This is a genomic window from Actinomycetes bacterium, assembly GCA_035489715.1.
Classification (GTDB): Bacteria; Actinomycetota; Actinomycetes; order JACCUZ01; family JACCUZ01; genus DATHAP01.
This window is the reverse complement of the sequence record DATHAP010000005.1, coordinates 1-12,085: the sequence shown is the minus strand read 5'-3', so window position 1 is coordinate 12,085 and position 12,085 is coordinate 1. Positions and strand designations below refer to the sequence as shown.

Here is a 12,085-nt window from a genome sequence, read left to right as displayed (position 1 = left end):
CGAGCAGATCGCCGAACCGGTCGTTGTCGTCACCGAGCGGGTGGTCGAGACCGTCACGCCGGTGGTCGGGGTGGTCGCCGAACCGGTCGTGGTCGCCGTCGGGCCGGTGGTCGAGCAGGTTGCCGCTGTCACCGAGCCGGTGGTCGAGGCCGTCACGCCGGTGGTCGAGCAGGTGGTCGAGCAGGTCGCCGGACCGGTCGCCGCTGTCACCGAGCCCGTGGTCCAGACCGTCACGCCGGTGGTCGAGCAGGTCACCGAACCGGTCCTGGCCGTCGTCGAGCCGGTGGTCGAGGTTGCTCAGCCGGTCGTCGAGGTGATCGAGCAGATCGCCGAACCGGTCGTCGCTGTCACCGGGCCGGTGGTCGAGGCCGTCACGCCGGTGATCGAGCAGGCGACGGAATCGGTCGTCCCGGTCATCGAGCCTGTCGTCGATGGAATCGCCGGCGTAGCGGCGCCCGAGGTCGGTGGATTGGTCGCACCGGTCGTCCAGGTGACCCTGTCCGTGGTCGACGGCGCCTACTCCCCGCTGGGTGCAGTCGCACCGGTCGTGGGCCTGCTCTCTCCGGTCGTCGCGCCTGTCGTGGATGCGGTCGCTCCCGACGTCGTCGGAACTCCCGTGGTGCAGTCGGTCGTCACGGTGCTGTCGGCGGCTCCTGACATCGCCGCGGCCGGTGCGCTCCCGCCGTTGCCGACCGACCCCGCCCTCCACGTCGCCGAGCCGTCGCCTTCTCCTGTCGGCAGCGTCGTCGCCTTGCCGATCGGTCCGGATTCCGGGCTGCAGAGCGCGGGCGACGACTGGGCGCTGCGAGCGTCGCCCTCCCCGTCGACCGTCGTCGGGGCAGCGTCCGGTTCCACGCCGATCGACCCGCTCCCGCTCGTGCCTTCGCCGTTCCTCCCGTCGCCGTCCACGGTGTCCTCCGCCGGCGGAAGCCTCACGGCGCCGAAAGCCATCCTCTCCGCCGCCGTCCCTGAGCTTGGGGCCGGCCGCATCCCGCTCGACGTCACCGCGTCCGACTCCGTCGGCGGGGCGTCCTGCGTGCCGGGCTGCTCGCCCGACTGATCCCTCCGGCCCGGTGACGCCCGGGTCCCGCCGCTGACGCGGCAGGTCTTCGCCTGCCCGCCGACAGCCGGCCCCGACCTGCGCGGCGCACCGGGCCGGTCACGGGCGTGCGCGCCCTGCGCGGGGAGACCCGCAACCGGGCGCGCACCGACCGGCCGCTGACACCGGTCGTGCCCCGGGCGGTCCACGGATTCCTGCGGCACGAGGCGGGGAGGTAACGGGGGCTGGAGTCACACAGGGGCGGGCGCCTTCGGCGCCCGGTGACTCCCGACCTCCTCGCCCCGGTCGACGAGGCGGCGGGGAACGCGCCGACCTGCGCGTTCCCCGCCGTGCTCTGATTCTGGGCGACGTCGGCCAGATACCGGCGCAGTGTGCAAGGACCTTCTGATCCCCCTGGTGGCGGCAGCTAGGTGTCGCGCCGACGCGCGGAGGGGTCGAGCGCCCGGTCGAGGACGTCGCGGGGGAGCACCACCTGCACCGTCGAACCGTGGCCTAGCTCGCGCCCGTCGCCGTCGGTGGCGCGGCACTCGCAGGTGAGCCGGTTGCCCTCGACGACGACGCAGCGCGCCTCGACGGTCAACCGGTCGCCGACCCAGCTCGGCGCCAGGTGCTCGACGGACACCGAGCGCCCGAGCCCGTCCTCGCCCGGCTCCAGGAACCCCAGCAGCAGCTTGCGGCCGGCCTCCTCGAAGTGCCGAGCCATCGTGTAGGTCGCGTACACCGGGTGCACGCTGCCCAGCTCGTCGAAGTGCACCGTCATGTCGGGTGTCACCTCGACGTCCAGGGACGCCGACTCGCCGACCGGTGGGAGCATGGTTAGGCGTCGAAGTCGACGGTGACCGTCTCCGACACCGGCAGCGTCTGGCAGGTCAGCACGTAGCCGGCGTCGACCTCCTTGGCCTCCAGCGCGTAGTTGCGGCGCATCGTCACCTCGCCGTCGGTCACGCGCGCACGGCAGGTGCCGCACACCCCGCCCTTGCAGGCGAACGGCAGGTCGCCGCGCACCTTCTGCGCGGAGTCGAGCACGGGCACGTCGCGGGGCAGCGCCAGCGTGGTCGTGCGGCCGTCGAGGACGACGGTGACCTGGCTGCTCGGGCCGACCACCGTCTCCTCGTCGCCGCGCACGGGCTCCGGCGGGACGTCGTCGACGTAGAAGAGCTCCTGGTGCACCTTGTCGGTGGGCACCTCGAGCTCGGCGAGGAGCGCGCGGGCGTCCTCGACCATCCCGTGCGGCCCGCACAGCCACCAGTGGTCGACGTTCGGGGCGTCGACGAGGTTCTCGACCAGGGCCCGCAGCCGCGCCCCGTCCAGCCGTCCGCTGGTGAGCTCGGCGTCGCGCGGCTCGCGGGAGAGCACGTGCACCAGCTGCAGCCGGGTGCCGTAGCGGTCCTTCAGGTCGGCGAGCTCGTCGGCGAACATCACCGTGTTGGTGCGCCGGTTGCCGTAGAAGACCGTCACCGTCGACTGGCCGTCGCGCAGCACGGTGGCGGCCAACGAGAGCGCCGGGGTGATCCCGGAGCCGGCGACGACGAAGACGTGGTCACCGGGCACAGACAGATCGGCGGTGAAGGTGCCCGAGGGCGGCAGGACCTCGATCGTGTCGCCCGGCCTCACCTGGTGGACCAGGTAGGAGGAGAAGAATCCGCCGGGGACCTCCCGGACGCCGACCCGGGGCTGGGCACCCATGGGCGCGCAGATCGAGTAGGACCGGCGCTCGTCGCGGTCGCCGTCGACCCGGCGCAGGGTGAGGGCCTGGCCCGGCTTGAAGCGGTAGTCCTCGGCCAGCTCGTCCGGGATGTCGAAGGTGACGGCGACGGCGTCGTCGGTGAGCGGCTCGACCTTGGCGACCGTCAGCGGGTGGAACCTCGGCCGCCGACGGGCGCTCACGGGGGCGTCAGTGGCGGCCACTCAGATCTCCTTCATGTGCTCGAACGGCTCCCGGCAGCTGCGGCAGCGGCGCAGCGCCTTGCACGCCGTGGCACCGAACTCGGACAGCTCCTCGGTGTCGGGGGAGCCACACAGCGGGCAGTCCGCCGTCCGGCGGGTCGGGCCGAGATCGAGCGGCACCGGCCCGGCGGTGCGGACCGGCGCGGTGCCGGGCGGCGCGATGCCGGCGGCGGCGAGCTTGCGGCGCGCGTCGGCGCTGAGCCAGTCGGTGGACCAGGCGGGGGAGAGGACGGTGCGGACGTCGACGTCGCCGAATCCGGCCCGGTGCAGGGCGTGCACGAGGTCGGCGCGCATGACGCCCATCGCCGGGCAGCCGGTGTAGGTCGGGGTGATCTCCACGACCACGGTGCCGTCCTCGACGCGCACGTCGCGGAGGACGCCGAGGTCGGCCAGGGTCACCATCGGCAGCTCCGGGTCGGTGACCCGGGCGGCCACCTCCCACGGGTCGACGTCGATCGCGGTCATGACGCTCACCAGGTCGCCGCCGGGTGCTGCCGGGCCAGACCCTGCAGGGGGCCGAGCAGTTCGGCCAGCTCGGGCCCGTGCTCGCCGAGGCGACCGCCCGAAGGTACGTCGGCCGGCCAGTCAGGAACGGTCAGGGTCGCCGTCGTCAGCACCTGGGTCAGCACGTCGTGCACCTCGCCCCGGACCGACCCGGGGTCGACGGCGACGCCCGCGTCGGCGAGCCGGAGCTCGAGCTCGGTGGGGGAGAAGACGTCCGCGAGCAGCGGCCAGACCGCCGCGACCCCGGCCCGCGCGCGCCGGTGCGACTCCTCGGTGCCGTCGCCCAGCCGCAGCAGCCAGCGGGCGGCGTGGTCGCGGTGGTAGGCGAGCTCGTTGACACCCTTGGCGGCGATCGCGGCGAGCACCGGGTCGCGGGACTCCCGGAGGCGCACGAAGACGGCGAGGCGCACGGTCGAGGCGACCAGCAGCCGGACCATGGTCTGTGCGAAGTCGGCGTTCGGCGCCGCGACCAGCGCGGTGCTGCGGAACTCGTCGGGGTCGCGGAAGTAGGCCAGCGCGTCCTCGTCGGGGATCGACTCCGTGGCGAGGGAGCGGGACCGGCCGAGGACGCCGACCGAGCCGGCCCGGGCGAGCAGCAGCCGGGCCTGGCCGAGCAGGTCGAGCGCCACGTTGGCGATCGCGACCTCCTCCTCGAGCTCCGGCGCCGCGGTGATCCACTGCGTGAGCCGCTGAGCCAGCACGAGGGCGTCGTCGCCGAGCATCAGGCAGTACTCGCCGAGGTCGGCGGGCTCGATGCCGTCGGGCACCGTGGTGTCGACGCCGGCAAGCGGTTCGTCGAAGCCGGTGCCGAACGCCCAGTGGCCCTCGTCGCTGTGGGCGTGGTCGAGCGCCTCGTACACGGTCTCTTCGTGTGGCACTGCAGCTCCTGTTTCGCCGCTCACATGTGAGGGACGTTGTCGGGGATCTCGTAGAACGTGGGGTGGCGGTAGACCTTGTCGCCGCTGGGGGCGAACATCGGGTCCTTCTCGTCGGGACTGGACGCGGTGATGTCGGCGGCCTTGACCACCCAGATGCTCACGCCCTCGTTGCGCCGGGTGTAGAGATCGCGCGCGGCGTGCACGGCCATCTCGTCGTCGGGTGCGTGCAGCGAGCCGACGTGCACGTGGTTGAGGCCGCGCTTGCCGCGGACGAACACCTCGTACAGGGGCCAGTCCCGCCGCGCCGTCGCCTGCTTCGGCTCGACGGGCACCTCGGGGCCGGTGGGGATGGCGCCGTGCCCGCCCTCGGCGGTGACCTCGGTGCTCATGCCGCCGCCCCGGCGTGCTTCTCCGCGTACGCCGTCGCCGCCTCGATCACCCACGCGTTGTCGTCGCGGGCGGCCCGCCGGCGGGCGATCCGCTCGGCGTTGGCCGGGCCGTTGCCGCTGATGACCCGCTTGAACTCGTCCCAGTCGATCGCGCCGAACCGGTAGTGCCCCGTGGCCGGGTCGTAGGAGAGGTCGGGATCGGGCAGCGTCACGCCGAGCACCTCGGCCTGCGGGACCGACATGTCGACATAGCGCTGGCGCAGCTCGTCGTTGCTGTGCCGCTTGATGCCCCATGCCATCGACTGCGCCGAGTTGGGGCTGTCGTCGTCCGGCGGGCCGAACATCATCAGCGACGGCCACCACCAGCGGTCGACGGCGTCCTGCACCATGGCCCGCTGCTCGGGGGTGCCGCGCATCATCGTCATCAGCAGCTCGTAGCCCTGCCGCTGGTGGAACGACTCCTCCTTGCAGACCCGGATCATCGCCCGGGCGTAGGGCCCGTAGGAGGAGCGGCACAGCGGCACCTGGTTGCAGATCGCCGCGCCGTCGACGAACCAGCCGATGACGCCGACGTCGGCGTAGGTGAGCGTCGGGTAGTTGAAGATCGAGCTGTACTTCTGCCGGCCCTCGATCAGCTTGTCGGTGAGGTCGGCCCGGTCCGCGCCGAGTGTCTCGGCCGCCGAATAGAGGTACATCCCGTGCCCCGCCTCGTCCTGCACCTTCGCCAGCAGGATTGCCTTGCGCCGCAGGCTGGGCGCGGCGAGCAGCCAGTCGCCCTCCGGCTGCATCCCGATGATCTCCGAGTGCGCGTGCTGGGCGATCTGCCGGATCAGCGTCTTCCGGTAGCCCTCAGGCATCCAGTCCCGCGGCTCGATGCGGTGCTCGGCCGCGATCGTGGCGTCGAACTGGGCCTGCAGAGCCGCCTCGTCGACAGCCGTCGGGCGGTCCAGGGTGGTGGACATGCGCGTCACCTCGGGGTCGAGGGAAATAACTGACCGGACGGTCGGTAATGAGTGTGCACGACGGTGCCGGGCGGCACAAGTGCCGGCGGGACGCGTTCGCCGCCCCGCCTTGACAGGGAGGCGACGGGAGGAGTTAGTTACTGACCGGGCGGTCTGTTATTCGCGGGCCGTGCCCCTACCGACGGAGGCTCCCCGCATGACGGCATCCACCAGCGAGACCGCCCGGCGGCTGGGCGCGGCGCCCGATCCCACCCTGCTCGACCCGGCCGAGCGCATGGGGCTCGACGAGCTGCGCGCACTGCAGCTGGAGCGGCTGCAGTGGACGCTGCGCCACGCCTACGACAACGTGCCGCACTACCGCACGGCGTTCGACGCGGCCGGGGTGCACCCCGACGACTGCCGCGAGCTGGCCGACCTCGCCAAGTTCCCCATGACCAGCAAGGCCGACCTCCGGGACAACTACCCGTTCGGCATGTTCGCCGTTCCGCAGGACCAGGTGCGCCGGATCCACGCGTCCAGCGGCACCACCGGCCGGCCGACCGTCGTCGGCTACACCGAGCGCGACATCGACACCTGGGCGACCGTCATGGCCAGGTCGATCCGCGCCGCAGGCGGGCGCGCGGGGGACCGGCTGCACAACGCCTACGGCTACGGCCTGTTCACCGGAGGGCTCGGCGCCCACTACGGCGCGGAGAAGCTGGGTTGCACGGTCATCCCGATCTCCGGCGGGATGACCCCCCGCCAGGTGCAGCTCATCCAGGACTTCGCGCCCCGTGTGATCATGGTGACGCCGTCCTACATGCTCACCGTCATCGACGAGTTCGAGAAGCAGGGCATCGACCCGCGCTCGACCTCGCTGGAGATCGGCATCTTCGGCGCCGAGCCGTGGACCGAGCAGATGCGCCAGGAGATGGAGGAGCGCCTCGACATCGAGGCGATCGACATCTACGGGCTGTCCGAGGTGATGGGCCCCGGTGTGGCGCAGGAGTGCGTCGAGACGAAGGACGGCCTGCACATCTGGGAGGACCACTTCTACCCGGAGGTCATCGACCCGTTCACCGGCGAGGTGCTGCCCGAGGGGGAGAAGGGCGAGCTGGTCTTCACGTCGCTGACCAAGGAGGCCATGCCGGTCATCCGTTACCGCACCCGCGACCTCACCCGGCTCCTGCCCGGGACGGCGCGGCCGGGGATGCGCCGGATGGAGAAGGTCACCGGCCGTACCGACGACATGATCATCCTGCGCGGGGTGAACGTGTTCCCGACGCAGATCGAGGAGATCGTGCTGCAGACCCCGGGCCTGTCGCCGCACTTCAGCCTGCTGCTCACGACGCGCGGGCGGATGGACCACCTCACCGTGCAGATCGAGGCCCGCCCCGACTGCCCGGCCGAGCGGCGGGAGCCCGCGGCCCGGGAGGTGGCGAAGTCGGTCAAGGACACCGTGGGCGTCGCCGTCGACGTGGAGATCGTCGACCCCGACACCCTGGCGCGGTCGGTCGGCAAGCTGCAGCGGCTGCACGATCTGCGCAACCGATGAGCGTCGACGCCGAGCGCGTCCCGGGACGGCGCGGCCGACCGGGGCACTCGCTGGACACCCTGCTCGACGGCGCCGTCGCCCTGTTCAACGAGCGCGGGTACGAGGCGACCAGCATGGACGAGCTGGCCACCCGGCTCGGCGTGACCAAGTCCGCGATCTACCACCACGTCCCGAGCAAGGTGGAGCTGCTGCGGCTGGCGCTCGACCGCGCGCTGGACGCCCTGTTCGCCCTCACCCAGGAGCCCGGCGCCACGACCGGGCCGGCGATCGACCGGCTCGAGTACGTCGTCCGCGGGTCGGTGCGGGTGCTGACCGCCGAGCTGCCCTTCGTCACCCTGCTGCTCCGGCTGCGGGGCAACACCGAGATCGAGCGGACCGCCCTCCAGCGCCGGCGGGAGTTCGACCGGGTCGTGACCGGGCTGGTCCGCGCGGCCGAGCACGAGGGCGATGTGCGGACCGACGTCGACCCCGCCGTCCTCAGCCGGCTGCTGTTCGGCACCGTCAACTCGCTCACCGAGTGGTACCGCCCGGGCGGTGACCTGTCGGCCGACGACCTCGCCGACGCCGTCGTCGCCACCACCTTCTCCGGCCTGCGCACCTGACCCCACTGTGTGGACTTTGGGCGCCCAAAGTCCGAAGGAGACGCTCATGACTTCTGCACCGATGCTCGAGAGCTACGTCGCCGGCCGGTGGTTCGCCGCGGCCGACGACGGCACGCCGGTCGCCGACGCGGTGACCGGGGAGACCGTCGCCCGCGTGAGCAGCACCGGGCTCGACGTGCCGGTCATGCTCGACCACGCCCGCGGCGTCGGCGGCCCGGCCCTGCGGGAGCTGACCTTCCACCAGCGGGCCGGGCTGCTCAAGCAGCTCGCGCTGAAGCTCATGGCGGACAAGGACGAGTTCTACGCGCTCTCCCACCGCACCGGCGCCACCGACCGGGACAACGCCGTCGACATCGACGGCGGCTTCGGCACGGTGCTCTCCTACGCCAGCAAGGCGCGGCGCGAGCTGCCCGACGACACCGTCGTCCTGGACGGCGCGGTCGAGCCGCTGGGCAAGCGCGGCACCTTCGCGGGCCAGCACCTCTGGACGCCGCTGCGCGGGGTGGCCGTGCAGATCAACGCCTTCAACTTCCCGGTGTGGGGTTTCCTCGAGAAGCTTGCGCCGGCGTTCGTGGCCGGGGTGCCGACGGTCGTCAAGCCGGCGAGCCAGACGGCGTACCTGACCGAGGCGGTGTTCCGGCGGATCGTGGAATCGGGGCTGCTGCCGGAGGGGTCGGTGCAGCTGCTCGCCGGGAGCGCGGCCGGGGTGCTCGACCAGCTGACCGGACAGGACCTGGTCTTCTTCACCGGCTCGGCCGCCACCGCGCGCAAGCTGCGCAGCACGCCCTCGGTCGTGGCCCACTCGGTGCGGTTCAACGCCGAGGCCGACTCGCTCAACTGCTCGGTGCTCGGGCCCGACGCGACGCCGGACACCCCCGAGTTCGGCCTGTTCGTCGACCAGCTGGTCACCGAGATGACGGTCAAGGCCGGGCAGAAGTGCACGGCGATCCGCCGCGCCCTCGTGCCCCAGGACCTGATGGACGACGTCGTCGAGGCCGCTCGGGCGAAGCTGGCCGACGTCGTCGTCGGGGCACCGACGGCGGACGGCGTGACGATGGGCGCGCTCGCCAGCCTCGACCAGCGCCAGGAGGTGCTGCGCGCGGTCAAGGCGCTGCGCGGCGTCGCCGAGCTGGTCGCGGGCGACCCGGACGACTTCGACGTGGTCGGCGCGGACAAGGACCGCGGCGCCTTCCTGCCCCCGATGCTGCTGCGCTGCGACGACCTCTCCGCCGCCGAGCCGCACGACGTCGAGGCGTTCGGCCCGGTGAGCACGCTGCTGCCCTACGACGGCGTGGCGCACGCCGTCGAGCTGGCCGCCCGGGGGCAGGGCAGCCTCGTCGGCTCGCTCGTCACGCACGACGAGTCGGTGGCGCGGGAGTTCGTGCTGGGCGCCGCGCACGCCCACGGCCGGATCCTGGTGCTCGACCGCGACGACGCCCGGGAGAACACCGGCCACGGCTCACCGCTGCCGGTGCTGGTGCACGGCGGACCGGGACGGGCCGGCGGGGGCGAGGAACTCGGCGGAATCCGGGGCGTCCTGCACCACATGCAGCGCACCGCGGTGCAGGCCTCGCCCGACATGCTCACCGCCATCGGCGGCCGCTGGGTGACCGGATCGGCGCGGCGCGACGACGGCGTCCACCCGTTCCGCAAGTCGCTGGCCGAGCTGCGGATCGGCGACTCGGTGACCGCCGGGCCGCGCGCGGTGACCCTCGAGGACATCGAACACTTCGCCGAGTTCACCGGCGACACCTTCTACGCCCACATGGACGAGGAGGCGGCCGCGGCCAACCCGCTGTTCGGCGGTCGCGTCGCGCACGGCTACCTGATCGTGTCGTGGGCCGCGGGCCTCTTCGTCGACCCCGACCCGGGGCCGGTGCTGGCCAACTACGGCGTGGACGACCTGCGCTTCCTCACACCGGTCAAGCCGGGGGAGGAGCTGACGGTCACGCTCACCTGCAAGCAGATCAGCCCCCGGGGCGGCGCCGACCACGGCGAGGTGCGCTGGGACGCCGTCGTCGTCGACTCCGCGGGCAAGCCCGTGGCGACCTACGACGTGCTCACCATGGTGGCCAAGACGTGGCCCCCGGCCTCGTGAACGGGCCGGTCGCGAGCCGCGCCGGGTGAGGCGGCAGACGTCCTGGACATCTGTTGCGGAACCGGTCCGGCCGCCGCATGCTGAGGCGGGCGGAGCCCCGGGAAGACCGGGTGGGCTCCGCCCGCCAAAGTTTTCGGACGAATCGCGGGGATGCCGTTTCGGCCGGTGCGACCGGGGAAAGTGCGCGGTCGACCGGCCCCGGCGTGGCCGTGAAACCCCCGCGCCGGGGCCGTGTGCTGTCCGCCGGGAAGGGCGCCACCGAGTGACCGACAAGCCGCTTCCGGACGTGATCGCGCCCGACCTGGACATCCTGTTCTGCGGCATCAACCCCTCGCTCATGTCCGCGGCCCGCGGCCACCACTTCGCGCGGCCCGGCAACCGCTTCTGGCCGGCGCTGCACCTGGCCGGGCTCACGCCGCGGCGGCTGGCGCCGGACGAGGACCGGGAGCTGCTCCGCTACGGGATCGGGGTGACCAACATCGTGGCCCGGCCGACCCGGGCCGCCGCCGAGCTGAGCGTCACCGAACTCCGGGAGGGGGCAGACGCGCTGGCCGACCTCGTGTCCCGCCACCGGCCCCGCCTGCTCGCTGTCCTCGGGGTCACCGCCTGGCGGACGGCCTTCGGCCGCCCGCAGGCGACGCTGGGACGGCAGCCCGAGCGAGTGGGTGGCGCCGAGACGTGGGTGGCGCCGAACCCGAGCGGCCTCAACGCCCACCACCAGCTCCCCGACCTGGCCCGGTTGTATGGCGCACTGCGAGCCGGCGGCATGACCATCGGCTGATCCCGCTCCGAGTGCCGTCCGGCGGCACGGACGAACGAGCGGCAGCTAGCGTCGGCGCCGTGACACTGCCGAGCGCCGACCACCTCCGTTCCCAGGCCGAGGATGCCCTGCGCCGCTGCGGCGTCGACCCAGGGGCGATCGCCGGTGACCGGCCGGTCTCCTCGCCGGTGAACGGCCAACCGCTCTGCTCCGTCGCCTGGCAGGACGCGGCTGCCGTCACCGCTGCCGTCGCGCGGGCCGGGGAGGCGTTCGGGACGTGGCGCACCGTCCCGGCGCCGGTGAGGGGCGGCCTGGTCCGCCGCTTCGGCGAGCTGCTCCGCGAGCACCAGCAGGACCTGGCCACGCTCGTGAGCCTGGAGGTCGGCAAGATCCGCTCCGAGGCGGCCGGCGAGGTCCAGGAGATGATCGACATCTGCGAGTTCGCCGTCGGGCTGTCGCGGCAGCTCTACGGCCGGACGATCAGCTCCGAGCGGCCCGGCCACCGGCTGATGGAGACCTGGCACCCGCTGGGTGTCGTCGGCGTCATCAGCGCCTTCAACTTCCCCGTGGCGGTCTGGTCCTGGAACACCGCGCTGGCGCTGGTCTGCGGCGACCCGGTGGTGTGGAAGCCGTCGGAGCAGGCGCCGCTGTCCGCGCTCGCCGCCGCCGCCCTGCTCGACCGGGGGATCGCCGAGGAAGGCGCTCCCGACGGGCTCAGCCAGGTGGTCCTCGGCGGCTCCGACGTCGGTGAGGCGCTGGTCGGCTCCCTCGGGATCGCCCTGCTCAGCGCAACCGGCTCGAGCCGCATGGGCAAGGCGGTCGGTCCTCGGGTGGCCGACCGCTTCGGCCGCAGCCTGCTCGAGCTCGGCGGCAACAACGCCGCGATCGTCACGCCGTCCGCCGACCTCGACCTCACCACCCGCGGCATCGTCTTCGCGGCCGCGGGCACCGCCGGCCAGCGCTGCACCACCATGCGCCGGGTCATCGCACACGTCGACGTGATCGACGAGCTGACCGACCGGATCGCCGCCGCCTACCGGCGGCTGCCCATCGGCTCGCCGATCGCCGACGGCACGTTGGTCGGCCCGCTGATCTCCGACGCGGCGTACAAGTCCATGCAGGACGCGCTCGCCGCCGCCGAGCAGCAGGGCGGCCGGCTGGTCACCGGCGGGGAGCGCCGCCTCGCCGACGAGGCCCCCGACGCCTACTACGTGGAGCCGGCGATCGTGCGGATGCCGGCGCAGACCGACCTCGTCGCCCAGGAGACCTTCGCGCCGATCCTGTACGTCCTGCCCTACCGCACGCTGGAGGAGGCGATCGCCCTCAACAACGACGTCCCCCAGGGGCTGTC

The 12,085-nt window shown here is 72.9% G+C and carries 12 protein-coding genes; 6 read left to right on the top strand and 6 right to left on the bottom strand.

What is annotated here, in order from left to right; all coding sequences use genetic code 11:
• A partial coding sequence (locus VK640_00500; GenBank protein HTE71668.1) for a hypothetical protein occupies window positions 1-1,060 on the top strand: 1,060 nt, incomplete at its 5' end.
• 406 nt (window positions 1,061-1,466) lie between these two features.
• On the opposite strand, the gene VK640_00495 is transcribed toward VK640_00500, so the two are convergent.
• The 6 genes from VK640_00495 to paaA are packed head-to-tail and all read right to left on the bottom strand — an operon-like array spanning window position 1,467 to window position 5,740.
• Window positions 1,467-1,874, bottom strand: a complete 408-nt coding sequence (locus tag VK640_00495; GenBank protein ID HTE71667.1) for a thioesterase family protein — start codon at window positions 1,872-1,874, stop codon at window positions 1,467-1,469.
• Window positions 1,875-1,876: 2 nt separating this feature from the next.
• The gene (gene paaE, locus VK640_00490) at window positions 1,877-2,968 is read right to left on the bottom strand and encodes a 1,2-phenylacetyl-CoA epoxidase subunit PaaE (protein ID HTE71666.1); all 1,092 of its coding nucleotides are present in this window, start codon (window positions 2,966-2,968) and stop codon (window positions 1,877-1,879) included.
• The gene (gene paaD / locus VK640_00485) at window positions 2,969-3,472 is read right to left on the bottom strand and encodes a 1,2-phenylacetyl-CoA epoxidase subunit PaaD (protein ID HTE71665.1); all 504 of its coding nucleotides are present in this window, start codon (window positions 3,470-3,472) and stop codon (window positions 2,969-2,971) included.
• Window positions 3,473-3,477: 5 nt separating this feature from the next.
• On the bottom strand, window positions 3,478-4,389 hold the full coding sequence (gene paaC / locus VK640_00480; GenBank protein ID HTE71664.1) for a 1,2-phenylacetyl-CoA epoxidase subunit PaaC: 912 nt from the start codon (window positions 4,387-4,389) through the stop codon (window positions 3,478-3,480).
• 20 nt (window positions 4,390-4,409) lie between these two features.
• Window positions 4,410-4,778: a 1,2-phenylacetyl-CoA epoxidase subunit PaaB gene (paaB, locus tag VK640_00475; GenBank protein ID HTE71663.1), complete on the bottom strand. Its 369-nt coding sequence runs from the start codon at window positions 4,776-4,778 to the stop codon at window positions 4,410-4,412.
• The gene (paaA, locus tag VK640_00470) at window positions 4,775-5,740 is read right to left on the bottom strand and encodes a 1,2-phenylacetyl-CoA epoxidase subunit PaaA (GenBank protein ID HTE71662.1); all 966 of its coding nucleotides are present in this window, start codon (window positions 5,738-5,740) and stop codon (window positions 4,775-4,777) included. The genes paaB and paaA overlap by 4 nt, the downstream gene beginning before the upstream one ends.
• 196 nt (window positions 5,741-5,936) lie before the next feature.
• On the opposite strand from paaA, the gene paaK reads away from it, so the two are divergent.
• The 5 genes from paaK to VK640_00445 form a co-directional block, all read left to right on the top strand.
• Window positions 5,937-7,274, top strand: coding sequence for a phenylacetate--CoA ligase PaaK (gene paaK, locus VK640_00465; protein ID HTE71661.1), 1,338 nt, complete (start codon window positions 5,937-5,939; stop codon window positions 7,272-7,274).
• Window positions 7,271-7,876 carry a TetR/AcrR family transcriptional regulator gene (locus VK640_00460; protein ID HTE71660.1) on the top strand — a complete coding sequence of 202 codons (606 nt, stop codon included), beginning with the start codon at window positions 7,271-7,273 and terminating at the stop codon, window positions 7,874-7,876. Before paaK ends, VK640_00460 begins: the two co-directional genes overlap by 4 nt.
• Window positions 7,877-7,922: 46 nt before the next feature.
• Window positions 7,923-9,974, top strand: a complete 2,052-nt coding sequence (gene paaZ, locus VK640_00455) for a phenylacetic acid degradation bifunctional protein PaaZ (GenBank protein HTE71659.1) — start codon at window positions 7,923-7,925, stop codon at window positions 9,972-9,974.
• Window positions 9,975-10,236: 262 nt separating this feature from the next.
• Window positions 10,237-10,755, top strand: coding sequence for a G/U mismatch-specific DNA glycosylase (mug, locus tag VK640_00450; protein HTE71658.1), 519 nt, complete (start codon window positions 10,237-10,239; stop codon window positions 10,753-10,755).
• Window positions 10,756-10,814: 59 nt separating this feature from the next.
• Window positions 10,815-12,085, top strand: a 1,271-nt coding sequence (locus tag VK640_00445) for an aldehyde dehydrogenase family protein (GenBank protein HTE71657.1), incomplete at its 3' end; no start/stop codon positions are given.

What these genes read in the sequence shown, in the direction of transcription:
- paaZ (HTE71659.1), top strand. Translation starts at nt 7,923, where the DNA reads ATGACTTCTGCACCGATGCTCGAGAGCTACGTCGCCGGCCGGTGGTTC.
- VK640_00460 (HTE71660.1), top strand. Translation starts at nt 7,271, where the DNA reads ATGAGCGTCGACGCCGAGCGCGTCCCGGGACGGCGCGGCCGACCGGGG.
- paaB (HTE71663.1), bottom strand. Translation starts at nt 4,778, where the DNA reads ATGAGCACCGAGGTCACCGCCGAGGGCGGGCACGGCGCCATCCCCACC.
- VK640_00495 (HTE71667.1), bottom strand. Translation starts at nt 1,874, where the DNA reads ATGCTCCCACCGGTCGGCGAGTCGGCGTCCCTGGACGTCGAGGTGACA.
- paaK (HTE71661.1), top strand. Translation starts at nt 5,937, where the DNA reads ATGACGGCATCCACCAGCGAGACCGCCCGGCGGCTGGGCGCGGCGCCC.
- paaA (HTE71662.1), bottom strand. Translation starts at nt 5,740, where the DNA reads ATGTCCACCACCCTGGACCGCCCGACGGCTGTCGACGAGGCGGCTCTG.
- paaD (HTE71665.1), bottom strand. Translation starts at nt 3,472, where the DNA reads ATGACCGCGATCGACGTCGACCCGTGGGAGGTGGCCGCCCGGGTCACC.